The 25,339-nt window shown below is 62.0% G+C and carries 19 protein-coding genes; 2 read left to right on the top strand and 17 right to left on the bottom strand.

Annotated elements, in window-relative coordinates; translation table 11 throughout:
* Positions 1-2: 2 nt before the first annotated feature.
* From msrP to Q4S45_RS22755, 4 genes are all read right to left on the bottom strand, one after another.
* On the bottom strand, positions 3-980 hold the full coding sequence (msrP, locus tag Q4S45_RS22770; protein WP_305507845.1) for a protein-methionine-sulfoxide reductase catalytic subunit MsrP: 978 nt from the start codon (positions 978-980) through the stop codon (positions 3-5).
* 211 nt (positions 981-1,191) lie between these two features.
* Positions 1,192-2,343, bottom strand: a complete 1,152-nt coding sequence (gene ccsB / locus Q4S45_RS22765; protein ID WP_305507843.1) for a c-type cytochrome biogenesis protein CcsB — start codon at positions 2,341-2,343, stop codon at positions 1,192-1,194.
* Between the two features lie 23 nt (positions 2,344-2,366).
* Positions 2,367-4,460: a cytochrome c biogenesis protein ResB gene (locus Q4S45_RS22760; protein WP_305507841.1), complete on the bottom strand. Its 2,094-nt coding sequence runs from the start codon at positions 4,458-4,460 to the stop codon at positions 2,367-2,369.
* 129 nt (positions 4,461-4,589) lie between these two features.
* A complete protein-coding gene (locus tag Q4S45_RS22755; protein ID WP_305512177.1) occupies positions 4,590-5,225 on the bottom strand; it encodes a c-type cytochrome in 636 nt (211 codons plus the stop codon).
* A 211-nt stretch (positions 5,226-5,436) separates the two neighbouring features.
* Here Q4S45_RS22755 and yihA point away from each other — a divergent pair, with 211 nt between their 5' ends.
* Both yihA and hemB read left to right on the top strand, forming a co-directional pair.
* Complete coding sequence (gene yihA / locus Q4S45_RS22750; RefSeq protein ID WP_305507839.1) at positions 5,437-6,153, top strand: ribosome biogenesis GTP-binding protein YihA/YsxC; 717 nt, start codon at positions 5,437-5,439, stop codon at positions 6,151-6,153.
* Positions 6,154-6,171: 18 nt separating this feature from the next.
* On the top strand, positions 6,172-7,179 hold the full coding sequence (gene hemB, locus Q4S45_RS22745) for a porphobilinogen synthase (protein ID WP_305507837.1): 1,008 nt from the start codon (positions 6,172-6,174) through the stop codon (positions 7,177-7,179).
* 284 nt (positions 7,180-7,463) lie between these two features.
* Here the strand turns inward: hemB and Q4S45_RS22740 are convergent, their stop codons facing one another.
* The 13 genes from Q4S45_RS22740 to Q4S45_RS22680 form a co-directional block, all read right to left on the bottom strand.
* The gene (locus Q4S45_RS22740; RefSeq protein WP_305507835.1) at positions 7,464-10,769 is read right to left on the bottom strand and encodes a serine/threonine protein kinase; all 3,306 of its coding nucleotides are present in this window, start codon (positions 10,767-10,769) and stop codon (positions 7,464-7,466) included.
* Entirely contained in the window at positions 10,766-12,217 is a 1,452-nt protein-coding gene (gene tagH, locus Q4S45_RS22735; protein WP_305507833.1) for a type VI secretion system-associated FHA domain protein TagH, read from the bottom strand. The genes Q4S45_RS22740 and tagH overlap by 4 nt, the downstream gene beginning before the upstream one ends.
* Complete coding sequence (locus Q4S45_RS22730; protein WP_305507831.1) at positions 12,214-13,017, bottom strand: Stp1/IreP family PP2C-type Ser/Thr phosphatase; 804 nt, start codon at positions 13,015-13,017, stop codon at positions 12,214-12,216. Before Q4S45_RS22730 ends, tagH begins: the two co-directional genes overlap by 4 nt.
* A gap of 117 nt (positions 13,018-13,134) precedes the next feature.
* Entirely contained in the window at positions 13,135-14,466 is a 1,332-nt protein-coding gene (gene tssK, locus Q4S45_RS22725; RefSeq protein ID WP_305507830.1) for a type VI secretion system baseplate subunit TssK, read from the bottom strand.
* Between the two features lie 132 nt (positions 14,467-14,598).
* Entirely contained in the window at positions 14,599-14,766 is a 168-nt protein-coding gene (locus Q4S45_RS22720) for a hypothetical protein (RefSeq protein ID WP_305507828.1), read from the bottom strand.
* Between the two features lie 153 nt (positions 14,767-14,919).
* The gene (locus tag Q4S45_RS22715; RefSeq protein ID WP_305507826.1) at positions 14,920-15,408 is read right to left on the bottom strand and encodes a hypothetical protein; all 489 of its coding nucleotides are present in this window, start codon (positions 15,406-15,408) and stop codon (positions 14,920-14,922) included.
* Positions 15,409-15,450: 42 nt separating this feature from the next.
* Positions 15,451-15,690, bottom strand: coding sequence for a hypothetical protein (locus Q4S45_RS22710; RefSeq protein WP_305507824.1), 240 nt, complete (start codon positions 15,688-15,690; stop codon positions 15,451-15,453).
* Between the two features lie 883 nt (positions 15,691-16,573).
* Positions 16,574-16,903: a hypothetical protein gene (locus Q4S45_RS22705; protein WP_305507822.1), complete on the bottom strand. Its 330-nt coding sequence runs from the start codon at positions 16,901-16,903 to the stop codon at positions 16,574-16,576.
* A gap of 282 nt (positions 16,904-17,185) precedes the next feature.
* Positions 17,186-17,776: a hypothetical protein gene (locus Q4S45_RS22700; RefSeq protein ID WP_305507820.1), complete on the bottom strand. Its 591-nt coding sequence runs from the start codon at positions 17,774-17,776 to the stop codon at positions 17,186-17,188.
* Between the two features lie 110 nt (positions 17,777-17,886).
* Positions 17,887-18,474, bottom strand: a complete 588-nt coding sequence (locus Q4S45_RS22695) for a hypothetical protein (RefSeq protein ID WP_305507818.1) — start codon at positions 18,472-18,474, stop codon at positions 17,887-17,889.
* Between the two features lie 15 nt (positions 18,475-18,489).
* A complete protein-coding gene (locus Q4S45_RS22690; protein WP_305507816.1) occupies positions 18,490-22,965 on the bottom strand; it encodes an RHS repeat-associated core domain-containing protein in 4,476 nt (1,491 codons plus the stop codon).
* A 19-nt stretch (positions 22,966-22,984) separates the two neighbouring features.
* Entirely contained in the window at positions 22,985-24,886 is a 1,902-nt protein-coding gene (locus Q4S45_RS22685; protein WP_305507814.1) for a type VI secretion system Vgr family protein, read from the bottom strand.
* A 51-nt stretch (positions 24,887-24,937) separates the two neighbouring features.
* Complete coding sequence (locus Q4S45_RS22680; protein ID WP_305507812.1) at positions 24,938-25,327, bottom strand: DUF4280 domain-containing protein; 390 nt, start codon at positions 25,325-25,327, stop codon at positions 24,938-24,940.
* Positions 25,328-25,339: the final 12 nt, after the last annotated feature.

Here is a 25,339-nt window from a genome sequence, read left to right as displayed (position 1 = left end):
GATCAGTAGTTCTTCTTCAGGTCCATGCCGGTGTACAGCGAGGCGACCTGCGGGTACCCGTTGAACATCAGCGTCTTGCGCTTCTTGGTGAAAAAGCCGTCCTCGCCAATGCGGCGTTCGCTGGCCTGCGACCAGCGCGGGTGGTCGACCTCGGGATTGACGTTCGAGTAGAAGCCGTACTCGTTCGGCGCCGACACGTTCCACGCGGTTTTCGGCTGGTCCTTCACGAAGCGGATCTTCACGATCGACTTGGCCGACTTGAAGCCGTACTTCCACGGCACGATCACGCGCACCGGCGCGCCGTTCTGGTTCGGCAGCACCTGACCGTACATGCCCACCGTGAGCAGTGTCAGCGGATGCATGGCCTCGTCCATGCGCAGGCCTTCGACATACGGCCAATCGAGCACGCGGCTGCCGACGCCGGGCATCTGCTTGCGGTCGGCCAGCGTGGTGAACTCGACGAACTTGGCATTCCCGGTCGGCTCGACCTTTTTGATCAATTCGGACAGCGAATATCCAACCCAAGGAATCACCATCGACCAGCCTTCGACGCAGCGCAGGCGATACACGCGCTCTTCCAGCGGTGCCAGCTTGGTCAGGCTGTCGATATCGAGCGTCATCGGCTTCTTCACCTCGCCCTCGATCGACACCGTCCACGGATGCGTCTTGAGGGTGTGCGCGTTGACAGCCGGCTCGGACTTGTCGGTGCCGAATTCGTAGAAGTTGTTGTAGCTCGACGCGTCCTTGAACGGCGTCTGCTTTTCCATCACGGAGTAGGCGGGATTGAGCTTGGCGGCCAGCTTGGCGGCCGGCGCCTGGGCGAAGGCTTCGCGGTTCGCCATTTCCCACAGCGAGCTGCCGACGGCGGCGCCGACGGCCATCGCCTTGATGAACTTGCGCCGCTGCTCGTAGACTTCCTGCGGCGTGATTTCGGACGAAAACGGCAGGTCGAGGCCGTTCGGGCTACGTTTGATCAGCATGGCTTTCCTCGGCAATTCGGTGTTGGGATGCAGCTTTGTCGAATGACATCGCGACAACCTTACACCAAATTGTCAATTATTTGCGTACGCTGCGCCGCTTATGACTCGGCCGTCGCACCTGCGGAGGCAGGTGCCTATGCTGAAAACGCTTTCACCGAATTTCCCGCTCGGTACGGGTGCCTGCCTTCGCAGGTACGACACACTGGCGTATTTACAGCTTGCCGTAGGAGTGGAGACCCGACAAGAACATGTTCACGCCGAGGAAGGCGAAGCTGGTCACCACCAGCCCGATCAGCGCCCACCAGGCCGCCACGCGCCCGCGCAGGCCGCTCATCAGGCGCATGTGCAGCCAGGCCGCGTAGTTCAGCCAGACGATCAGCGCCCAGGTTTCCTTCGGGTCCCACGACCAGTACCCGCCCCACGCTTCGGCCGCCCACAGCGCGCCGAGGATGGTGGCGACGGTGAAGAACGCGAAGCCGACCGAGATCGCCTTGTACATCACGTCGTCCAGCACTTCCAGCGACGGCAGGCGATTTTGAAGGTAGCCGTGCGACTTGAGCAGGTAGGCCGAGCCGACCATCGCGGCCAGCGAAAACGTGCCGTAGCCGATGAAATTGGCCGGCACGTGGATCTTCATCCACCAGCTTTGCAGCGCCGGCAGCAGCGGCTGGATGTCGGCGGCGTCGCGCGACATCGTGTACCACATCAGGAAGCCGACCGCGGCGGTGATGACCAGCATGACGAACGGGCCCAACTGGCGCGTCGCGTAGCGCTGCTCGTAGTACAGGTAGAACATCGCGGTGATCATCGAGAACAGGATGAACACTTCGTACAGGTTCGACACCGGGATGTGGCCGACGTCGGCGCCGATCAGGTAGGACTCGTACCAGCGCACCATCATGCCGGTGAAGCCGAGCACCACTGCCGCCCAGCACAGCTTGGAGCCGACCGCGGAGCCGAAATTCGAGCGCCCCGCCAGGCCGATCCAGTAAAACACGGTCGAGAACACGAACATTGTGCTCATCCACAGGATCGCCGACTGCGACGACAGCATGTATTTGAGGAAGAATTTCTTGTTCGCCATGTCGAGGTCGCCGCCGTACAGCGACACGGCCCACAGCGCCAGCAGCGCGACGACCGGCATCAGCCAGCGTACCGGTTTCCAGTGCCAGCCCAGCGCGGCAAAGGTCGGCGCGGCCAGCAGCAGGATCGCCTTTTCGTAATAGTCCATGAACGCGCCGTAGCGGTTCAGCGCGAACACGGCGCCGCCCAGCAGCATGGCGCCGAACAGCCAGTCGAGCGGCCCGAGGCGGCGGAAATAGCCGGGCGCCTGCGAATAGGTTTGTGCTTGCGAGAGTTCCATCAGATCCTCCTGGTGCCGCCAGCTTACGCCGATTGCGGCAGCTTGGCTTTCATGTCGTTGAATTCATGCTCGAAGTCGAGCGTCTTGCGTTGCGTGCTCATGGCCATCAGGGCGTGGCTGCCGCCCGGCGCTTCGCGGATCCATACCCACAGGCGGCGCTCGCGAATGTAGAACATCGAGAATACGCCGATCACCAGCAGCAGGCAGCCCAGGTAGACCACGCTCTTGCCCGGCGAGCGCGACACCTGCAGCACCGTGGCCTTGACCTCGGTGAAGTCGTCGAGCTGCAGCAGCACCGGCGCGCCGTAGAAGAAGCTGTCGGACAGCGCATTGGTGGCCAGTTGCAGGAAGCGCGCATGGTTGTCGTCGGCGGACACCGGCGCCAGGCCGTCGCGCTCGCGCGCCGCGTGCCACAGCTCCCACAGCGTGCCGTTGAGCATTTTCATGAACAGGTTGGCGGCGTTGCGCTGCTCGGCCTCCGGCACTTTCAGCGCGCCGATGAAGTCGGCCACCGCGGTGAAGCCGCCGTTTTTGCCGTCGCCGGCGAAAATGGCGAGCGTCTTTTCGCTCGACTCGCGCAACTGTTCCTGCAGCGCGCGGCCGCCGGCGCTCGACGCCATCGCACGCTCGGCGTAGCGCCGGGCTGCCTGCGCGCGCAGGGCCGGGTCGGCCAGCGCGGCGCGCAGGCGCATCCACTCGCGCATGCTGTGCTCGTCGTCGGCCGGAATGCGCAGGAACTGGAACGGGTCCGCGGGCGAGATGCGCATGCCCGCGAGGAACATCTGGGCGCCGTCGATCGTCACCGGCTGCATGTAGTTCTGGAATTCGCGCGCTTGGCCGGTCTTATCGCGCAGCTTGTACTGCACGCTTGGGCCGACGTTTTTCAGGTCCTTGTTGTTGGCGTTCTTCGCTGCCGAGCCGGAGTGCTTGTCGAGGCTGGCGGAGAACTGCTCGTTCAGGCTCTGCCCCTTGGTCACGGCGCGCGCATCCTGGCTGCCCGTGTTCTCCACGTTGAACGGACGGAAGCCCGACCACTCGACCGAATACTGGTCGTCGCCGCGCTTGAGGTCGGTGGACGAATTGACTTCGCCGGTCAGCGCGAACGGCTTGCTGTCGGCGCCCGTCATCGGGAAACCGGTCAGCTTCAGCTTGCTGCCGCCGTCTTCGAAGCTGGACTGGTACACCGCCACGCCCTTGTAGATCAGCGGCTTGTTTACTTCGATAGTGGCGGGGAATGTCTTGCCGGTCTCATGGTCGCGGATCTCGACGTCGCTGGCGAACAGCTTGGGCATGCCGGTCGAATAGAAGTCGATGGTGAACTTTTTGAGCAGGATGGTGAACGGCAGGTCCTGCACCAGCACGCCGGTGGCCTGCGGGATGATGGCGGTGTCGCTGCCCTGCCCTTCCGGGATCATGGTGTTGCCGCGGAAGGTGGGATTGCCGAGGCCCAGGCGGTGCTTCGCGGGAATGTCGGCGATCACGCCGTTGCCGGCAAACGGCGTCTTGCCCATGAACCACTGCTGGAAGCGGATCGGCAGGTCCGAATCGAGCATGCCGCCGAGCAGGATGACGATGATGGCGCCGTGCGCGAAGATGTAGCCGAGCTTGTTGGCCGCGCCCTTCTTGGCCGCCACCAGGGTGCCGGTTTCCTTCTCGACGATCCTGGTGCGGTAGCCGGCGTCGGCCAGGCGCGCCGCGCTCTGCTGCGCCAGTGCCTGCCGGGTCAGGGCGCCCGTCCACTCGGCCTTGTGATGGAAGTTGCGCAGCGATTCTTCGCGCACGTTCTCGCGCCAACTGCGCATATCCTTGATCATCTTCGGGCCGTTGCGCACGATGCACAGCGCGGTCGAGGCGATCAGGAAGGTCAGGATCAGCAGGAACCACCAGGCAGAATAGACGGCATAAAGACCGAGCTTGTTGAAGATTTCGAACCAGAAGGGACCGAATTGATTGACGTAGTTCGGCATCGGCTCGTTCTGCTTCATCACCGTGCCGATCATCGCGGCGATGGCAATGATGGTCAACAGGCTGATGGCGAAGCGCATCGACGACAACAGCTCGACGGCGTCGGCGAGCCCGCGGCGCCTGGTTTTCAGTTCGATTCCGGTGTTACTCATGCTATGCAAATTCCTGTGCTCTACAACAAAAAAGGGCAGCCCGCTTGCGCTGCTGCCCTTTTGAGATGGGGACTCGGCGTCCCCGTCGCGCCGCGGGACCAGACCCCGGTTCCGCGCGCGGCCGGGTGATTATTTCAGGCCGGCGATGTAATCGGCAACCGCTTTCATCTCGTCGTCGGACATGCGCTTGGCCAGCGCCGCCATCGGGGCGCTGTTCTTGCGCGCGCCGCTGCGGAACGCGGTCAGCTGGGCGACGGTGTAATCCTGGTGCTGGCCGCCGATACGCGGATACTGGATCGGCAAGCCTGCGCCGGTGGCGCCATGGCAGCTGGCGCAGGCGGCGACGCCTTTGTCGGCGATGCCGCCGCGATAGATCTTCTTGCCCAGCTCGACCGTGTCCTTGTTTTTGGCGGCGCCCGGCTTCTGCTTCTGTGCGCCGACGTAGGCGGCGACGTTGCGCTTCTCTTCGTCGGTCAGCATCTTGGCGTAGGTGGTCATCACGGCTTGATTGCGGTCCGCGCCGGTGAAATCGACGAGTTGCTTGTAGACGTAGTTTTCGACCTGGCCGGCCAGCTTCGGATTGGCGGCGATGGTGGAATTGCCGGCGGCGCCGTGGCAGGACACGCAGGCAGGCAGGCTGCGCGCGGCGTCGCCGCTGTCGAACAAGGTGGCGCCCTTGGCGGCGTCAGCCTTGGCCGGGGCCGGCGCGGCGGCGTGCTCGGCGGCGCTGGCGAGGCCGGACACCGCGAGCGCGGCGACCAGCATGGATTTCACAATTGCTGCGGACGCGGACGGAAAAAACACACGATTCATTCAAACACCTTAGACGAGTCAATAATTGGTTTTATTTAGGGACTGCCAATGCATGCAACGTGCTTGCGAACCGATAAAAGCGTCGCTTCGCAACAATCGTAACCCCTTATTGTACAATAGCTTTCTGGCGTCATCGCCCCCTTTTGTTGCAATTTTCCAATTCATGTCCAAACTCTGGCAAGCCCGATTCTTTACGACCGTCAACCAACTGCGCGATCTGCCGACCACCACGGCGCCTGAAATCGCCTTTGCGGGCCGTTCGAACGCCGGCAAATCGACCGCCATCAACATCCTGACCAACCAGAAGGGCCTGGCGTTCGCGTCCAAGACCCCCGGCCGAACCCAGCACATCAACTACTTCTCGATCGGCGGCGCCCACGTCGGGCAGCACCGCAAGGATCCGACCCGGGTCGACGAGATCGAAGCGCTGCTGGTCGACCTGCCGGGTTACGGCTACGCGGAAGTGTCCGGCTCGGCCAAGCTGCACTGGCAAAAGCTGCTGGGCGACTACGTGCAGCGCCGCGAGCAGCTCGCCGCGCTGGTGCTGATCATGGATTCGCGCCGCCCGTTCACCGAGCTGGACATCCAGATGCTCGAGTGGTTCGCCCCGACCGGCAAGCCGATCCACTGCATCCTGACCAAGGCCGACAAGCTCAACCGCAACGAATCGACCAATGCGCTGCGCCAGGCGCGCCAGATGCTCGACAGTTATGTGGACGAGGACGGCGAAGGCTTCCCGTTCACGGTGCAGCTGTTCTCGGCGCTCAAGCGCATCGGCATCGACGAGGCGAACGACAAGATCATCGACCTGCTCGGCCTGACCGACGTGGAGCGCGATCCGAACGCGGTGCTGATCGACCCTGTCGACAGCGATGACTAACTTTTTCTAATGCATGACATGCCACTGACTCCGTCCGCCTACCCCGCCATTCGCCTGCGCCGCATGCGGCGCGATCCGTTCTCGCGTGCGCTGATGCGTGAAAACACGATCACCGCGTCCGACCTGATCTACCCGGTGTTCATCCTCGACGGCGAAGGCCAGCGCCAGCAGGTCGCATCGATGCCTGGCGTGGAGCGGGTGTCGGTCGACCTCCTGATGGAAGTGGCGCAGGAGTGCGTGGCGCTGGGCATTCCGGTGCTGGCGATTTTCCCGGTGATCGACGCTTCGCTGAAAACCTATGATGGCGTCGAGGCGACCAATCCGGACGGACTGGTGCCGCGCGCGGTCAAGGCGCTGAAGGCCCGCTTCCCGGACCTGGGCATCCTGACCGACATCGCGCTCGATCCGTACACCACGCACGGCCAGGACGGCCTGCCGGACGACACCGGCTACATCGTCAACGAGAGGACCATCGAGATGCTGATCCGCCAGGCGCTGACCCATGCGGCGGCCGGCGTGGACGTGGTGGCGCCGTCGGACATGATGGACGGGCGCATCGGCGCGATCCGCGCGGCGCTGGAAGAAGCGGGCCACATCCACACGCGCATCATGGCGTATTCCGCCAAGTACGCGTCGGCGTTCTACGGCCCGTTCCGCGACGCGGTGGGCTCGTCCGCCAATCTGGGCAAGGCCGACAAGAACACCTACCAGATGGATCCGGCCAACAGCGACGAAGCGCTGCGCGAAGTCGGGCTGGACCTGGCCGAAGGCGCCGACATGGTGATGGTCAAGCCGGGCATGCCCTACCTCGACGTGGTGCGCCGCGTGAAGGACGAATTCCGCGTGCCGACGTTCGCCTACCAGGTCAGCGGCGAGTACGCGATGATCAAGGCCGCCGCGCAAAACGGTTGGCTCGATCACGACAAGGTGATGATGGAATCGATGATGGCGTTCAAGCGCGCCGGCGCCGACGGCGTGCTGACCTACTTTGCACGCGACATCGCGCGGCTGCTCAAAGCGCGCTAATTCGAAAATGGGGTCAGGTCCACCGGATCCTGTTGTCATTACCTGTCGTACCTGCGAAGGCAGGTACCCATACTGAGCGTGCTTCCCCTCATCGGCATGCTCAGTGTTGTCATTACCCGTCGTACCTGCGAAGGCAGGTACCCATACTGAGCGTGCTTCCCCTCATCGGCATGCTCAGCATAGGTACCCGCCTGCGCGAGTACGACGGTTGTTGGGCTGACGCGCCTTTGCGTAGTGTCGATGTATTCCCTGACTTAATTGCAGTACGACCTGACGCGATGTAATCAGTACTTCCGCTTGCCTGGCGTCGGCACATCGACACCGGCCGCCTTGGCCTTCTCGTACCACTGCAGCTGCTCGCCATAGTCCCGGCCGACGTCGCCGCTTCCCTTTCCATAAATGTCGCCCAACATGCGCGCGGCGCGGCCGCTTCCGGCGCCGTAGGCCCGCTTGTACAGGTCGACCGCCTCACGCGAGCGGCCCTCTTTCTCGGCGCTCTGGGCCTGCGCAAACAATGCATCCGGATCGGAATTGGCCTTTGCCTTGGCCGCGGCCGCAGCCGCCGTTGCCTTGGCCTTTTCTTCATCGCGCGCCTTCTGCTCTGCCAGTTCTTTCGCCCGCTGCGCCGCGGCCGCATCATCCCTGGCCTTCTGGTCGGCCAGCTCTTTTGCCTTGGCCTTGGCGGCGAGATCCTTTTTCGCCGCCTCGTCGCGCGCGGCCGCGACCTTGGCCGCTTCGTCCCGCGCCTTCTGCGCCGCAGCCTCCTTCGCCTTGTTCTCCTCCGCCAGTTTGGCGTCGTCCGCGGCCTTGCGCGCCGCGAGCTCTTTCTGCTCCTTGTCCTTCTGCTCCTTGTCCTTCTGCTCTTTCAGCGCTTTCTGATCCTTCTGTTCCTTCGCCTTGAGATCGGCCAGTCGCTGCGCCTCCGCGCGCTTCGCCGCCTCTTTTTCCGCACGCAGGTCAGGCGCCGGCGGTGGCGTTGCGTTGCTGACTTCAGGCGCGGGCTGCGGCGACGTCACGACCCGCGCCGGCCCGGCTGGTTCCGCAGACTTGGGTTCGGCGACGACCGCGCGCTCGGGCTGGGCGGGGACGCTCTTCGCTTCGACCGGCGCTTCCTTTTTTGAAGTAAGCATGTAGGCGCCGCCGGCCAGCACCAGCACTGCCGCGCCGATCCCCAAGAACAGCGGCGTCTTGTTAGGCGCGGGGGCGCGCTGCGGTGCCGGCATCGCGCGCGCGGCCGCAGCTTCCTTCACCTCGTGGCCGATCGCCGAAGCGATGGAAGGCTGCTCCCGCTCGACGGCTTCGGCTTGCGCTTCAGCGGCTGGCGTTGCGGTCTTTTCCTTGTCCGACTCCGGCGCAATCGCGATCAGACCGGCGCGGTCCGACGGCCGGATAATCCGCGTCGTCTCGTCCGCGCTGGGCGCCGTCTCGGCAACTTGCGTCTCACGGCGCTGCTGCGCCTCCTCTTGCGCCTTTTGCTCTGCCGCGCGCTTTTCGGCCGCCGCCCATTGCTCCCCGGCGAGGCGAGCGTCGCCCGGCTTGTGCAGCCTGGTCGCGTCTTCCTGATCTGCGGCTTCGCGCTCCCGCCGCTCCGCATCCGCCTTCTGCTTCAGCTTCAGCTGGCGCGCAGTCTCTTCGGCGGCCTTCGCGCGCGACGCGGCTTCCTCTTCGGCGGCCTTGACGCGGACCGCTTCCTCTTGCTCCGCCTTCGCGCGGGCCGCTTCCTCTTGCGCGGCCTTGACGCGGGCCGCTTCCTCTTTCGCGGCCTTGATGCGCGCTTCTTCCTCCGCCTTGATGCGAGCCGCTTCTTCCTCCGCCTTGACGCGGGCCGCCTTCTCTTCAGCGGCCTTGATGCGGGCAGCTTCCTCTTGGGCGGCCGCCACGCGTGCAGCTTGCTCTTCCGCAGCCTTGATGCGCGCCGCTTCTTCCTCCGCCTTGATCCGGGCAGCCGCTTCTTCAGCGGCCTTCACGCGGGCGGCTTCCTCTTCCGCGGCCTTGATACGCGCCGCCTCGACTCGCCGGGCCTCCGCTTCGGAGGCTGCGATCCGCTTCGCCTCCTCCTCGGCGGCCCGTGCGCGCGCCGCGGCCTCTTCCGCCGCCTTCGCGCGCGCCTCCTCTTCCGCCTTGACGCGCGCCGCTTCCCTTTGCGCAGCCGCGATCCGCTCCGCCTCCAGCGCCTGCAGGCGCGCCTGCTCGGCCAGCCGCGCCTCTTCCTCGGCCCTGGCGCGCGCGGCGGCTTCCGCGCGCAGGCGCGCCTCTTCCTCTTCGCGCCGCCGCGCTTCCTCGGCGCGGATCTGCTCGAGCCGCGCCTCCTCGGCGCGCTGGCGCGCCAGTTCGCGCTCGCGCTCCGCTTCGGCCAGGCGGCGCTCCTGGTCGGCCCGCATCTGCCGTACCTTCGCCTCCTGCTCCTCGATCTGGCGCGCCATGCTGGCGTCGGTGTCGTCGGCCACTACTGCGCCGCCCAGTTTTGACATCTTCCTGCGCGCCAGGTCGGAATAGGTCCCTGCCGGGAAGCGCTCCAGGAACAGCTGGAATTCCTCGCGGTCGCCGCTGTCCTTGATGCTGCGCCAGAATTCCAGCTCGATTTCGCTGCTTTGCTGGGTGAATGCCGGCGCGGCGGCCGCGGAGCCTCCGCCCTGCGAACCGGTGCCGACACCCACCTGGGTGACCGGGCGCATGCTCGAATCGTCGCGCGCGGGACCAGGCGCGGGCCTGCTGACGATGCGGGTCGCATCGGGATCGAAGCTGGCGCCGGCGATCGAAGCCTTCAGGTCGGCGATCATGGCCGCGGCAGATGGCGGCCGCTCCTTCGGATCCTTGGCCAGCGCGCGCAGCATCGCGCGCTCGAGCGCGGGCGGCACGCCGGCGCGGTACTGCGACAGCGGCGGCGGCGGCTCGTTGACGATCTTCTGCCAGATCTCCCACTCGCTGCCGCCGCTGAACGGCTTGTGCAGCGTCAGGCACTGGTACAACACCACGCCGGTGGCGAACAGGTCGGCCGCGGCCTGCGCGGGCAGCCCCTTGATCTGCTCGGGCGACATATAGCTCGGCGTGCCGACCATGGTGCCGGCGCGCGTGCCATCGTTGCCGGAGCCGTCCGACTGGCGCGCCACGCCGAAATCGGTCAGCTTGACGCGCCCGCGCACGTCGATCATCACGTTGGCCGGCTTGATGTCGCGGTGATAAATGAATTTCTCGTGCGCGTAGTCCAGCGCGTCGAGCAGGTTGCAGACGATGCCCACGGTCTCGTCGATGCCGAAAAGGTGTTTCGCATCGAGGTAGTGCTTGAGCTCCTTGCCGTCGATGAACTCCATCACCAGGTAGGCCACGTCGGCTTCGTTGCCGAAGTCGTACACGGTGACGATGTTCGGGTGATTCAGGCTGGCGACGTTGCCGGCCTCGGTGTCGAACCGCGCCGAGTATTCGGCCGCCATCTGCGGGTCGAGCAGCTGGCTTTTCAGGATGGTCTTGATGGCGACCTTGCGCCCTTTCAGCTTGGGGTCGTAGCCTTCATAGACGACGCCCATGGCGCCGCGCCCGAGCACTTCGCCCAGCCGGTAGCGCCCCAGGTATGTGCCTTGTCCCTCGCTCATTTTTTGCTCATCCGTCGAACCTGGTCGGTGTACGCGGTCAGGAAGTCGCGCTCGAACAGGCGGTCGAGGTTATCCGCCATTTCAAGTTCGATCTTCTCGTACTGCTCGACGTAGGAGTCCCACAATTTGGCCTTGCGGCCCATCGGAATCAGCGACGCGCCGACCTTGCCGGCGTTGCGTTCGAGCGCTTGCGGCTCGAAGCGCCGGATCGCGCCGATCACCGCCGCGCGCATGCCCGCGACCAGTCCCAGTTCGTGAGCGACCAGCTCCGTGCAGGCGTCCTCGATGGCCTTTTGCGGCGAGAGGAAGGCGCCGGCATTGGCGGCGGCCGGGTCGAACAGGAAGCGCACCGCCTCCTCCGCCGAACCCATGAACTTCAGCGGGTTGTTGGCGCGCGAAGCGAGCATGGTGCGTTCCTCGGCGCGCAGTTCCTTCTTGATTTCGCCGCGCGCCAGCAGCAGCGTCACCAGCCCCTCCACCGCCGCCTGCACCACGCCGCCCGCCTTGTCGAAAAAAGCGGTCTCCTCGCCGGGCGGAATCCGAATGCCGGAGTTACCCAGTCCGTGCAGGAAGGCGTCCAGCGCGACGGTTCCGGTCGGTGCGGCCGCCGACGGCGGCGAGGCCGGCGCCGCGCCGAACGGCAGGTTGAAATCGTGGACGTGATCGATGCCGGATGTGGCGGGACCGCGCGCCGGGCCGCCGAAATCGATCAGCGGCGCACCGGCCGGCCCGAGCATGGCGCCGAACGACGGCGCAGGCGCGGTGCCGCCCAGCAGCGCGAGCGGATCGAGCACTTGCGCCGAGCCGAGGTGGCCGTCCAGCGGGCCGGGCATGCCCATCACCAGGCCAGTGGAAGGCGCTTCGCGACCGAAAGGATTGGACGGCGCGATGGATGGCGCAGCGCTCGGCAAGAACGGATTGGATTGGGCGGCCGCCTGTGACGCCGCTCCCGGCGCAAACGGATTCTGCGCGCCCGGGATCGGTGCGTCGTCGAGCCAGTTGTAGTTATCCGGCAGGCGAGCCGGCGCCGCGGTGGGAAACGCCGGCATTGGCGCCTGCATCGGCGGCGCCGGCGGGAACGCCGGTATCGATGCCGGCATCGGCGGCGCTGGCGCGAACGCCGGCATCGGCGCCCCCGCCTCGATGCTGACCACCAGTTCGAACGGATGCATGCCGACGTTGGCGCCGTTACGCAGCATGACCGTCGTCCCCGGTTGGCGCGGCTCGCCGTCCACGAGGATGGGATTGATCTTCGAATTGACGATCAACCAGTAATTATCGCCGCGCCGCTCGATGGTGGCGTGCAGGCGCGAGACGTGCTTGTCGGGATCCTGCAGCACAAGGTCGCTGGTTGCGCTGCGTCCAATCGTGGCCACGGGATCGGGCAGGGCCGCCTGCCACGGCGCACCGCCGATGCTCAGGTCGCGCACGGTCACGCTGATCGTCACGATGCCGCTCCCGGCCTGACCCATGCCGCCAGCCGCGCCAGCATGCCGCGCTCCACCGGCTTCTCCAGCACGCGCGCCAGGATCACCGTCACGTTGTCGCGCCCTCCGTTATGGTTGGCCAGCTGGACCAGCTGCTGCGCCGCCGCGGACAGCTGGGTGCCGTACGCGTGCAGCACCCGCTCGATGTCGTCGTCGGCCACCATGTCGTTCAGGCCATCGGAGCAAAGCAGGTACAGGTCGCCGGGCTGGGTGTCGTGCTCGTGCACCTCGACCTCCACCGTCGGCTCGACGCCAAGCGCGCGCGTGACCAGGTTCTTGTTGTGCGAGCGGCGCGCTTCCTCCACGCTGATCAAGCCGCTGTCGATCTGCTCCTGCAGCAGCGAATGGTCGCGCGTGATGGCCTGGAAGGCGCCGCCACGCCAGCGGTACAGGCGCGAATCGCCGACGTGGGCAACCGTCATGCGGCCGGGCCGGAACAGCGCCGACACCAGCGTGGTGCCCATGCCGGCGCACTGCGGCTGCGACTGGGCCGCATCGTAGATGGCCGCGTTGATGCGCTCGACCTGGCGCCTGACCAGCGCGGCCGGCGCCGCGTCCGCAGCGGCGTCGCCCAGGCCCGCGGCCAGCTGGCTGACCGCCATCTCGCTGGCCACTTCGCCGGCGTTGTAGCCGCCCATGCCATCGGCCAGGATCGCCAGACCGCGCGCAGCGTCGACCATGTGATGGTCTTCGTTATGCGAGCGCACCATGCCCGAGTGGGTCAGGCTGGTGAGTTCAAGCGATGGGCGAGAAAGTGTCATCGATCTGCGGTCCGAGGCAAAATGGCAGCGTCGATCGACGCTGCGCATGCCTGAAAGCTTACCATGGGAAATTGCAATAAAGCTATGCAATCAGGATAAAATTCCGCACCGTTGCGCTTATCGCCGCACCGCCCAGAACTCCATCTGCAGGCCCGGGAATTCGCCCGCCACGTGCATCGCGAAACCGGCCGACGTGGCCAGCTGGTTCCAGTAGTCGCCGGTGCGATCGAGTTCGAAGTAGGTGAAGCCGGCGTGGAACGGCAGCTGGCGCGGCGCCACCGGCAGCGGCCGAAGCAGCACGCCGGGCAGCTGCAGGTTGACCAGTTCGCGGATCGTCTCCACCGACCCGATCTTGACCTGGCGCGGGAAGGTCCCGCGCAGGTGCTCGGCCGGCATCTGCGCGTTCACCGCGAGGACGAAGGTCGCGGTTTTTACCAGTTCGGGGTCGCGGATCACCGCCACGCGCAGGCCGAACTGGCGCTCCTCGAGCGGGATCGGCACCGCGCGCGAGTCGATCACCATCGACAGCGCTTCGCGCACGTGATCGACCACCGGCTGGAACGACTCGCGCAGCGCGTCGTGGCGGTAGGCCGGATACTGCACCGCCCGCTTGGTGCCCGAGTTGAAGGTGGCCAGTTCGCCGGCCAGCGCCACCAGGGCGCGATACAGCTCCTCGGGATGCAGGCCGGACAGGCTGCACAAGTGCGCGAACACCGGCTCGGCGCGATTGATCATCTGGAGCAGCAGGAAGTCGGAAATCTCCGCGGCGCCGGCGGCGCCCGGCTGCGACAGGCGGTTGCCGAGGGCGTCGCCGCGCTGGTGCAGAAGGCCGAGGAGTTCATCGGCGAAGGCGCCGAGGCGCGGCGCGACGCGATAGTCCAGGCACGGCGGGCAGTAGTCGGGATCGAGCACCAGCTTGTTGTCGGGGCGCCGTTCGATCACGCGCGCCACGCCGATGCAGGCGTAGGCGTTGGCCACTTCCGATTCGAGCGCGAGGCGCAGGCGCAGCTGCCCGACCTGCATCAGCGCGCTGCTGTCGAGGCCATTGCTGTCCCAGGCTTCGTGGTCCACCGGCGTGTGGCGCGCGAAGTTATCGTGCGCATGGCTGTCGCCGACTTCGGCGATGCCGGGCCGGCGCAGCGGCAGCGCCAGCACCACCATCACGCCGCGCGCGTCCTCCGGCACATCGATCGGCAGGGGCAGCGCGTCGTCGGCGGGCAGCGAGAACGGCGTCCCGTCCGGCAGCACGCCGCTGCATGCCTGCAGCGACAGCTTGCCGAGGCCGAGCTGCGCATCGTCGATTTTCAGGGATGAGAAGCCCCATGAGAATGGGCGCAAGGGGCGCACCCGCGCCTCAAGCTGGGTTTGCAGATAGCGGTCGTGCTGTTGCAGGTGCTGCGGCTGCAGCAGCATGCCCTCGGACCAAACGACTTTACGATTCCACGACATAGCGCCTCGCTTTGTTAGTACGGCTTCAGGTTCATACTTCCTACGAATTTCCCAGCTCGTCCCGATGCTGGGCAGCTTTTCACCTTCTCACGCTCCATGGCACTGAACTACGTTCCAGACATTTCGCGATTCCTACTTATATCTCTGCACCCACTTGGTAAGTATCGCAATAATATTTTCGATTTCATCAAATGAAAACTCGACTGGATCGCCTTGCTGGGTCACCGCTTTCATTTGCACCGATGATTCATTCTCAACCCACATCGCAAAGTCATCCGACTCGTATAAATTGTCACTCATTTTTTCCCTTTCGCGACGCAATCATTAAATATAAATCTGAGAATCGCGCGGCGCGCGGTTCGGGACCGGGTTTGCAGACAGTCGTCGGCCCGGGGCAAACGACGGATCAACCGGCTTTACGATTCCGCGGCATAGTCCCTCACTTTTCTCTTGTCATTCTGTTAGATGAGGTCCGTTGTTTCTGGTCCGCCCGCCAATCCGATCGGCGCCGACCAGAAAATGGCGTGAAAACATATGACTGCGGGTGACGCCCTTCACTTCACTGACCAACGGCAGCCGAAACGACGGCGCGGGCAAAATCTCGACCCACCATTCGGCGTCGTCGATAAATCGAAAGCGCAGTCGATTCGGTTCAACCAGGGTTAAACCCGAAAAATTCCCGGTCGCATAGGCCGCGCCAATGCGGGCGCTGTCAAGCAACTGCAACTGAGGGCCGAGCAAGTAAATCGACAGCATGTCTTCGTAGGGCACATCGTCCGTCAGCAACAATAGTGTCATGCCGTCGCAGTGAACTGCCGCCTCGAGAACGCTTCCCGACACCCGCAAGTGCGTGGGAACGCTGTCGACCACGACCTCCGCCAAAGGCTCTTGCGCGGACCACTGGGCACGGATCGAAATTTCTGTCGCCAGCCTCAAGCCCATCGTTGAATTCGTCCCTTCCTGAGGCAAGTCGCGAACGGATGTCTAACTCAACGAATCGTTCAGTTGTCGCAACAATTCGCCTGCTAATGCGATGACCGCAGGCGATCCCTGTTCGGACAACAAAAATTCCGATGTTCTCATTCTAAGTATCATGAAAATCTCCGTGCCCGTGGCCCCTTCCACCATGCTGTCATCGATTTTCTGAGACCATTCGGAATAACCCTCGCCGCTCAATTTTGCGGATAACAGCTTCGCGGCCGCATAATGATCGAAATTTTCCACTCAACCTCAGAACGTATTTTTCAGAACCAAAAACCGATAGGCCGGCGAAAACAAGCGCTCTATATCAACCTAGTCAATCCCAGCTCCATGACGTGAAGATTGACCCCACATAAAATTCGATCGCATTTGACACATGTTTGGATGCAATGCAACGATCAACCGGCCGTCATGCCGGAAACACCCTCGCTTGACCGCTAATACCTTCGATAAAACGACCATTGGAATGGATCTATAGTATTGTCGGCATCATCAAAACTATCGCACATTATTTCAAACGTGTTCCCAAACGGATCGATAACTCGGGCAAAATAACCGCCTGGGTTTTCGCAGGCAAAATCAAAAGTGGCGCCTCTCGGATATCCCCTTGCAATACGACAAAAAATCTTTCAGGATAGAGTATCTGAAGATGGGGAATCTTGGCCTCCCGCTGACTAGCCCGTAGCCGTCTCGGTCGAAGTCTCTGACTATTATTAGATTGATGCAGACACAGCTACATCCTCCGGGTGTAAAAAAATCGTGGCCATCAATTTTCGAAAATCGCATTACGTCTTTGTAAAATCGCTCACCTTCGCCCCAATCATTTACCGGAATCAAAATTATAGAATTAAGCATGGGCCGCACCTTGTTTTTGATGAAGGACGATCGCTCACCGGCGTATTTTGTCGCGCGGCTTATTTATATTTGTTTCCCTTTGACCAACATCGCAATGATCTTCACTTCTCGACCAACGGCAGCGGGCGAGGGTGCCGGTACAACCTCGACTGATCATGGCATGAACGGATCGGCGACATTTCGATTGCGCGGACGCTGCGAGGATTGCGCTAGACGTCAAGGCGAGACATATAATCCTCAAATAGTATGAATCGATTACCAGACGGATCTTTCATTGAGAAATTTTTCCCAATGGGAAAGTCGCTAACCTCAAATACGCCTCGCGACTAGGTACAATGCCCGCGCTCTTGCTAAACTGAATATCTCTCAGACGGCGAAATTCCTTGCCACAATCGTCCACCTGGATCCCGAAACGCGGATATTCGCTAATTGATATTGGTCGTTCACCAACGTTCAAGCACACATAAGGCGATTCTGTCGCACACAATAGAAATGACTTCATGCCGTAATCAATGGCAACCCGAAAAAGCCCCAACTCTTCTACATAAAACCTAATCGCATCAGCTGAGGAAGTAACATTTAAAAACATATCAAATCGCATATATATTTATTTTTCAATAAGAACATATTATCCCTTGTATGTCACTTGAGGTCTCATCGTTCCCAAATTCCTCTTTCTTCGAACAGCAGGGACTGATGCAAAGACATTCTCAGAATTTCGCGCGTGTGAAACGCCACATTCACTTGTGTCACTCCGACCGGATTGAGTCGCGATGCGATCATCCGCTGATTCCAGGTAAATTTCCCGCCGGCGTTGGCCATTGAAAATAAAATTCGTGCGCTCGCACTCCCTCCTTGCGCTTGAATCGTCGAACGTCCGTTGTTAGGTTTCCTTGAATTTCCACGATTTTGAGCGTTCGTCGATTTCTGCTGCCAACGCCCTCACCTCTTGAATCCCGGCTGGATCATCTATTCGATATTTAGCCGGAACGCGATGATAATCGTAGCGCTCGTTCGGACCCAGCAAGCCCGCCAAATGCGCATTGACTCTAAATATGAGATGATGTGTACGCCAGCAAATTGACTCTTCGAAGTCCCGCAGCTGCTCAGGCGAATCGGGACGAATTCCGCCCTGACCGCCGATCCAAAGATCATCGTGGAAGGCAAACGTAATATTCGCATAGTCTGACTGGCTTTTGCCGTACTCAGGATCGCTAAACAATATTTTCCATTTTGGTATTTCACTAAAATACATGCTGAACATAACTGGGCGAAAGAGGCGTTGTTTTGCGTCAATCTCATCGATAGCTTTCGGCGGATCTGTGTAAAATTTGGCGAAAACCTCAATAAGGTAACCCACATTGGGCTGAACGAGATCGATATAACGCGAAATGACGAAACCCGCAATGTTATTTTTCATCGCCGGAATATAGAATAGGTTACCAGGCTTAACGCTTTTGGATAACAATCTCATTATTTTCCTGACTTTTGCATTTAATTTCGAGAACGCCCCATCCCACGTCATGGAGAGGAATTTCCGAAACTCGGCATGGCTACCACTACCATTTAAAAAAACAGCGTTTGCTAGCGAAGCGGAACCGGAAGCCGACTTGTGAGAGGTCGCAATTTCTTACGATCACTCCACAACCCCGGGAAGACTTCAAACTTCAGATCGTCCCGATTGATGCCCGTTTCGAAATATCGGGCGAGGCGTTCACGTAATGGTTCAGCCCCCCACATATTAGTTAATTCGTATTTTTCGATTAGTTTACGATCTTCCGGCAGGCTTAAATCTGCCTTGATTACAGGCGCCTCGGTCGTCTCGATTCGTCCATCCGGTCCGATGTCTATCAAATTTCCGCCGCGGAAAGCAAATCCCCCATCAAAATTGAGGTGAGGCTTAATCCAAAGTGATTCGCCCAACTCAATACTCGCCATCACCGAAGATTGATCAACTCTTCCAACAACCAGATTTTGGAGAACCTCTCTCGACACGAATACGCTAAACAGAGGATTGAACTTATTTAGGTCTATGTTTTTCCATGTACCTGTCGCGTTGGAAATATCATAAAACCGCATGGATGGGCTAGCTAAAAACTGCGCCAAAGTGAAAAGATGGGCGCCCAACTTAATCACGACCACATCGCCCGTTTTTCGCTGAATATCTTCCATTTCCCGGCCTCCTTACTAACAAACACATGCTTGCGCCGCCAGATGCTCATCGGCTGCATCAAGATATATATCGTGTCGCGCGTTCCCTGCGCCAACAGGGTTTTGAAGATTAGCGGTCCCGGCCTGACCGCCGAATCGCTCAAATGTCCGTTGTTCGAGCCCCCGCGCAATGTCTTTGCCGTCCTGGCCATAGCCGCGATAAATAACGTCGGGCGGTGATGCGAATCGTGAGAAATCATTAGAGTAACGACGCTCCAATACCTCGAGTCCAAGCTGATCGCCTTGCATACTGGCATAGCCAACGTATGGTTTTCCTGTGGCAGAGTCTATTCCCACGTAGGTGATATGCGTAGCAGTCGCAGGATCACCCGCTAGTCCGAGCGGATCGATCCAGCCGGATGGATTCGGCCCGTACTGATAAATATTTGTACCTCCCCACAATCCAATAGGGTCTTGTGCAACAAATCTACCGACGTCGGGATCGTAATATCGGAATCGATTGTAATGCAGTCCGGTTTCGGGGTCGAAGTACTGTCCTTGATACCTCAGCTGCTGTGCATGCGATTGCGCGAGTGGGTTGGAACTGCAGTGGCGCGAATCGGCGATCAGCACATTTCCCCACGCTTTGAAGCATGAGGTCCATATAAGATTTCCCGCTGCGTCGGTCAACTCGCGAGGAGTACCAATGTGGTCGACATGGAAGTGAAAAATCTCTGCTTCAAGCGCTAACGGGGGCACATCTCTGGATGAATCCACTTGTGCTAGCGGCACGAATGACCTGCCCGCGTATAGGTATGTGCGCTCATGGCTGCCACGCGTTTCTGAAAGCAACCGGTTGCCATCCCATGCAAAGTGCGTCTCGCCAAATGCATCGTGCTTGAGAATGCGGCGGCCGAAGGGGTCGTAACCGTACTCGGTATGCTGCACTAGCTGGACGTCCTCATGCGCGTTGCGCGTCACGTGGGAGCGCGTGAGCTGATGCTCTGCGTTCCATTCGAGCGCGATCCGCGTATGGCGCCCGATCTTCTTTTCGACCAGGTCGCCGTGCGTATCGTAGGCGTAGCGCTTGTCCTCGTATACCGTGACGCGGTTATCCACTACGCGGCCGCCAGCATTCGCGCCCGCCGGGTCGAGCAGGTTGTGGGCCGGGTCGAAGCTGAAGGTCTCTTCCAGGTTGGGCTGGCTCGCCGCCAGGATTCGGCCAATGGCGTCATAACGGTAGTTGGTACGGCCGAAGCGCTGGTCGTCCAGCCCGACCAGGTTTCCGCTTCGGTCGTACTGGTAGCGCCGCGAGATCAGCTCCGGTCCGTCCGCCTGCTCGAATGGCGCAGCGTCACTCGCCTGCCACGCGTCGCGCTGGCCCGCAAGGCCCGCGTCAGCACGCATCCGATCCAGCCGCGTTACCTGCCCGGTCAAGCGCCCCACCGGGTCGTAATCGAACCGGCTGGTCAGCGCGCCTTGCGTGCGCAGGATCTCCCGGTGCGCGGCGTCGCGTTCGATGTCGCTGACAATCTCTCCGTCCAGGTTGATCTGATGAAGGTGGCCGGACCCGTAGAACAGATGGTTGAGCGCGCGCCCGTCCGGCAGGATCGTTTGGGTCCGGTTGCCCAGCACGTCGTACTGATGGCGTAGCCGGGTCATGCAGGCCGGCGCCCTGCTAGTTTCAGCGATCAACTGGCCAATGGCGTCATACTCCAATTCCACCGTGGCGGTGGCGTTGGCGCCTTCGGTCAGCCGTCCCAGCAGGTCGTAACGGAAGCGCGTGGACAGCACCTCGGTCCCGGCGGTGACGACTTTTTCTTTCAGGCGGCCTGCAGCATCACGACGGTAGACCGTGTCGATCGGGTTGCCTGGCCGGCCAATCTCTCCGAGTTCCGTCTTCGCGAGCGGCAAGCCCGCTGGGTCATAGCGATATCGGGTGGTGCGCGTGTCGAACCCGGTTTCCTGGGTCAGCCGGTCGAGCGCATCATATGCAAACGCGTACACCGCGCCGTTCTCGTTCACCAGTTCGGCCAGCCGCTTGGCGCCGTCGTAGTGATAGGCGAGCTGGCCGCCCAGCGCATTGGTGCGTTCGAGCAGGCGCCCTTCCGCATCGAACGCATAGCGGGTCCGGTGGCCGGCGGCGTCGATGTGGGCGGTGAGGCGTCCGAGCGCATCGTATTCGAACGCTTCACTGCCGCCATCGGGATAGCGGGCCTCAGTCAGCCTGCCAGCGAGGTCGTACTCGTAGGCCGTGACGTTGCCCAGCGCATCGCGCACGCGCGCCAGGTTGCCGTCGGCGTCGTGCTCGAACTTCGTACTCTGGCCAGAGCAGTCGGTGTGCTCCGTCAGCTGGCCGCCCGGGTTGTATGCGAGCCGCTTGCTTCCCCCGCGCGCATCGACCACCTCCACCGGCAAACCGCGTCCATCGTAGCGATATTGCGTACGCTGGCCGAGCGCGTCGATCACGTCGGTCAGGTTGGCATTGCCGTCATAGCGCAGCGTCGTGACGCCGCCCATCGCATCGGTAACGCTCACCGGCTTGTCGAAGCGCAGATCGTAGATGATGCGCGTGACCGCTCCGTCGGCCGCCTCGATGCGGGTCACACGGCTGCGATGATCGTACTGAAAGCGCTCGGTTCTTCCGCTGGCGTCGGTCAGTGCGGTCAGGTTGCCGAAAGCGTCCAGCTCGCGCACCTCCTTGCCGCCCATCGCGTTGGTCATCCCGAGGTAGCGCCGCTCGGCGTCGAAACGGTAGTACACCTTGCGCCCGAGATTGTCGGTCACGAGCGTCTGGCGCGCGGCGTACACAAACCGCCACGACTGGCCGGTGTTGGTAAAGTTGCGCATCACCCGGCCATGCGGAAAATATTCGTTGTATTCGTATTCCGATATCAGCCCGCCCGGCTGCGCGTGCATGACCATGATGTGGTTCTTGTACGCGAACTCGCGCGTGACTTCGCCGGCGCGGTTGCGCACCTGTACCAAGTCGCCCGCGGCGTTGTACTCGTAATGCACCAGTACGACCGGTTGCCCGCCCTCCTCGCGCAAGTCGATGACGGCCGTGAGCCTGCCCCGCGCGTCCACGCTGAGCACCAGCGTGCGCCCGGCGCTGTCGATGACCCGGCTCGGCAGCTGCCGCGCGTCGTAATCGATGCCGATGCGGTTGCCATTGCGGTCAGTCTTGCTGACCAGCCGCGCGCGCGTCGATGACGGATCGGGGAGCAGGAACCGGTTGATGTCTGAGTCTTTGTCGATCAGTTCGAACGTGAACACGTCAATGCGGGACAGCGTGATCTGTTCATGGCGCGAGTAGAACGACTCGCCCACGCGCAGCAAGGGAAACGAGATGCCGCGGTGCTGGGCGTCGAGCAGCGTGATCGCGCCGGCGGAAAATTCAAGCGCGAGCGAAATCGGCAGGCTCCAGCCCTGGCCCAGCAAGCCGACCACGGGATTGTCGGAGCTGTAGCTGCGCTGCCACACCAGAGCCAGCGGCGCCGGCAAGCTGAAGTCGCGGTCAATCTCGCCGATCAGGAGCTTGCAGCCGTTGATGGCGTCCACCGGTTTTCCGGCGAGGGCGCAGGCGCAGTCCTTGCGCGCTTTTCCCTCGGGCGCTTTCTCCGGCTCGCCATTCGGCCCCGGCTCGCGCCCCTTGCCACCGCCGCCGCGCGCGGACCCTGGGCGCCGCGCTTCCGACGCCTCGGCGGCGGCCCTGCCGGCTGCTTCGGCACCAGCCTTCCCGCCCGCTTCCGCCACCGGACGCACCGTGCGCCGCAGTCCTTTCAACACTTCCAGCAGGCCGGGGATTTTCCCGGCAAGCTTGGCGACCGCCGCGGCGCCATCAAGGACCATGAGCACATCGAGCAGAAGTGCACCGAACAGCACACCGGCGTGGAACTCGCCGGCCAGTGTATGCCTGGCCCTGTAGTCCTTGAACTGCTGGTAGGATTTCTTGGCTTCGTCGCCGAGATTGGAAAACACTTCGCCAGGATGCTCGAATGCATATTTCACAGTGGAGGACAACATCTCGCGCTGCTCAAACGCTGTGCGGGTCCTGCGTTCGAATTCAACCGGAAACGCCACACTCGCGAGCACGTTTATTCCGCGTGTTGCGAAGGTAATGACAGCGGTTTTGATAAAGCGCTGCCAGAAATGTTCGGCGTGCCTGCTCTCATACACGTCGGCCATAGCCAGCACCATCGCGAGTCGCCCGAGATCGTAGACACTGCCGGCGATGTTTTCGCCTATTCCGACCAAGGCTCCGGCGGTAAACGATTTTTCGCCCAGCAGCGCGACCACCGCGCCATTGGTATCGGCCCAACTGGCCGCCATCTGCACCCGATCGAGCGCATGATGCAGCCGCTTCGCCACTTCCTGCGCATGGTGATGCAATTCAGTCTCGGTAGGACTGGTCGTGCACAAGCCGCCCGCGGGCCGATGCAGCGTGGGCGCATGTGTTCCCCCATCGCTCAAGCCCGGGTTGGCCTTGCTGCCCAAGATGTCGTTGCTCATGGCTGACGTCTCGCGCCGTTCAATTGATCTTCACCGGCGTGCCCTTGATCTCCACCATCGCGCCCTTGACCTCGACCGTGGCGCTGCCTTCGATGGCGATCTGCGTCGATTTCAACGTGATCTTGGCCGGCTCGATCAGGATCGAGCTGCCGCCCACTTTCAGTTCGATCGACGTGGCGGCTTCGATCACGCTGGTCTTCCCGATCTTCATGGCGTGGGTGCCGTCGATATCCTCCTTTTGGTTTTTGATGATGTGAACCGTCTGGTCGTTTCCTACTTCGAGCTTCTGGTCTTTCTTGATTTCGATGGTCTGGCTGCCAGGTTCGTCGGCCAGGAAGCCGACTTTCAGCGTGTCGTCGTGCTTGACGACGCGGTTGTAGTCCTTCTGCGCCTGGATGAAGATTTCCTCCGCATCTTTCTTGTCCTCGAAGCGAATCTCGTTGAAGCCAACGCCGCCCTTCGACGAATTCGATTTCATCGTCGACCTGGTCTGGTGCGCGGGCAGCTCGTATGGCGGCATCGAATCGGAGTTGTAGACGCAGCCGGTGATCAGGGGCCGGTCGGGATCACCTTCGAGGAATTCGACAATCACCTCCATCCCGATGCGCGGCACGAACATGCCGCCCCAGGCTTTGCCGGCCCAGCTTTGCGACACGCGCACCCAGCACGAGCTCTTTTCGTCGCTCTTTCCGACGCGGTCCCAATGGAACTGCACCTTCACCCGCCCGTACTTATCGGTCCAGATCTCCTCTCCCGCCTTGCCGACCACCATGGCCGTCTGCGGGCCCTGCACGTGCGGCTTCGCCACCCGGCGCATTGGATGGAAACGATGCTCCTTGCCGATCGCCCGGAACGAGCATTCGAACAGCTTGTCGGCGCCGTAGCCGCCTGTGGACTCGTAGTCGTCGGAAGCGAGGCGATAGTCGACATCGATCAGCAGGTAGTCGCGATTGAGCGACTCGACCGGATGCTCGGTCAGTCCGAACAGCGCACCCGCCACCAGGCCGCGCGCATTACTGCTGGCGGTATTCTGCTCGCACTGGCCGTGCAAAGATTCCATGCGGGCGCCCGCGATATCACGGCCGCTGGCGGCCAGCAGGTAGCCACCGGGGTAATCGTACTGCTGGTATTCGGGCTGGTCGAAGGCGGCCGGGATGCTCGATTTGACGGTCAGCGCACCGCTGCTGCTGGCGGACGCCTTGTCGAAATCGAAGTCGTTCATTTCGAAGCTGCCGGACTGGATCTCGCCAGCAGTCACCCATGAGGAGATCCTCTCATCGCCGAATTCGTCGCGGCGGCCGTCGGTGGCAAATTTAATCGATTCGTATCCGGCAGCCGGCGTATGGGCGCCGTACGAATCGGCCAGCACCATCGTGTGTTTGCCGTTCGCGTGCTTGAAATAGAAGTAGATGCCGGCGTGTTCGAGCAGGCGCGTCACGAAATTCAGGTCGGTCTCGCGGTACTGGACGCAATACTCGAGCGTCGGGTAGGTCTTTTCCAAATAGCCCACATTGAAATCAGGCAGGCCGGCGTACACCGGCTTTTCGAAGACATCCTTGACGATGTCGAGAACACTCTTTTCCTGAAAGATGCGGCAGTCCGACGAGCGGCTTAACAACCAAAGCCATGGCCGGAGCACCGCGTGGTAGCTGGTGAATTTGCCGAAGCCACCGGTGCTCGAAAAGCCGGCCACAATGCCGTTAAATTCGCGCGCGCCGCCGTCCTGCAATTTCAGCTCGATTGTCATGGGTTTGCCGAGCACGTCGCCAAACTTGATGTCCTTTTTTTCGCTTAGCAGTTCGACGCGATACTCCGACAGGTCGGACAGGCGGTCGTGACCGCGCATGCTGCGAAACAGCAGGACGTCCGGCGCCAGCGGCCCCTTCACTGAAATCTGCCGGTTTGTTTGGGTGATTGGCATTGTCGCTTTCCTTCTTTCTAAGCTGGCTTTGGGCGTGTCGTGTTGCGGACATCAGGGGATCATCGACTTCGTCGTCGCCGGCTCGGTAATACCGATTACTCCGCCCCAGTTGCACATGCATTTGGAAACGTTGTCGAGCGCGGGCGCGTTCGCGATCAGGACGGTCGGCGCTCCCGGCGCCCATGGCGCGGGCGTGACTGGAAGGCAGGGCATTGGGGTCAGCACGCCCATCGCGGCGGCAGTGGCGCCGGCGACCGCCGGATTGGCCAGCGAGCTGCACATGCCGAATGGCGCGATATTGACGATCGGGATGTGGTCCATGATGTTGGCGGCTGGCGGTCCTTCGCATAGCACCAGGTTCTTCGGCAGGACGATCAGCTTGGAGGGCGCGGCGCCGAACGTGCAGTTGGTCGTCGCACCCATGGATACTTGGCTTGGCATGGCTCATCCCCT

Origin of the sequence: Massilia sp. R2A-15 (assembly GCF_030704305.1) — a bacterium.
Taxonomy (GTDB): Bacteria; Pseudomonadota; Gammaproteobacteria; order Burkholderiales; family Burkholderiaceae_D; genus JAFCUW01.
The sequence above is the reverse complement of the archived record's forward strand: the minus strand, read 5'-3'. Positions and strand labels throughout refer to the sequence as shown.

Bases quoted from the DNA above. Each gene is read 5' to 3' on its own strand.
- yihA (WP_305507839.1), top strand. From the start codon at position 5,437: ATGTCCAAACTCTGGCAAGCCCGATTCTTTACGACCGTCAACCAACTG.
- Q4S45_RS22700 (WP_305507820.1), bottom strand. From the start codon at position 17,776: ATGAGATTGTTATCCAAAAGCGTTAAGCCTGGTAACCTATTCTATATT.
- Q4S45_RS22705 (WP_305507822.1), bottom strand. From the start codon at position 16,903: ATGCGATTTGATATGTTTTTAAATGTTACTTCCTCAGCTGATGCGATT.
- Q4S45_RS22755 (WP_305512177.1), bottom strand. From the start codon at position 5,225: ATGCTGGTCGCCGCGCTCGCGGTGTCCGGCCTCGCCAGCGCCGCCGAG.
- msrP (WP_305507845.1), bottom strand. From the start codon at position 980: ATGCTGATCAAACGTAGCCCGAACGGCCTCGACCTGCCGTTTTCGTCC.
- Q4S45_RS22720 (WP_305507828.1), bottom strand. From the start codon at position 14,766: ATGAGTGACAATTTATACGAGTCGGATGACTTTGCGATGTGGGTTGAG.
- tssK (WP_305507830.1), bottom strand. From the start codon at position 14,466: ATGTCGTGGAATCGTAAAGTCGTTTGGTCCGAGGGCATGCTGCTGCAG.
- Q4S45_RS22695 (WP_305507818.1), bottom strand. From the start codon at position 18,474: ATGGAAGATATTCAGCGAAAAACGGGCGATGTGGTCGTGATTAAGTTG.
- Q4S45_RS22715 (WP_305507826.1), bottom strand. From the start codon at position 15,408: ATGGGCTTGAGGCTGGCGACAGAAATTTCGATCCGTGCCCAGTGGTCC.
- Q4S45_RS22680 (WP_305507812.1), bottom strand. From the start codon at position 25,327: ATGCCAAGCCAAGTATCCATGGGTGCGACGACCAACTGCACGTTCGGC.
- Q4S45_RS22690 (WP_305507816.1), bottom strand. From the start codon at position 22,965: ATGAGCAACGACATCTTGGGCAGCAAGGCCAACCCGGGCTTGAGCGAT.
- Q4S45_RS22730 (WP_305507831.1), bottom strand. From the start codon at position 13,017: ATGACACTTTCTCGCCCATCGCTTGAACTCACCAGCCTGACCCACTCG.
- ccsB (WP_305507843.1), bottom strand. From the start codon at position 2,343: ATGGAACTCTCGCAAGCACAAACCTATTCGCAGGCGCCCGGCTATTTC.
- Q4S45_RS22760 (WP_305507841.1), bottom strand. From the start codon at position 4,460: ATGAGTAACACCGGAATCGAACTGAAAACCAGGCGCCGCGGGCTCGCC.
- Q4S45_RS22685 (WP_305507814.1), bottom strand. From the start codon at position 24,886: ATGCCAATCACCCAAACAAACCGGCAGATTTCAGTGAAGGGGCCGCTG.
- hemB (WP_305507837.1), top strand. From the start codon at position 6,172: ATGCCACTGACTCCGTCCGCCTACCCCGCCATTCGCCTGCGCCGCATG.
- Q4S45_RS22740 (WP_305507835.1), bottom strand. From the start codon at position 10,769: ATGAGCGAGGGACAAGGCACATACCTGGGGCGCTACCGGCTGGGCGAA.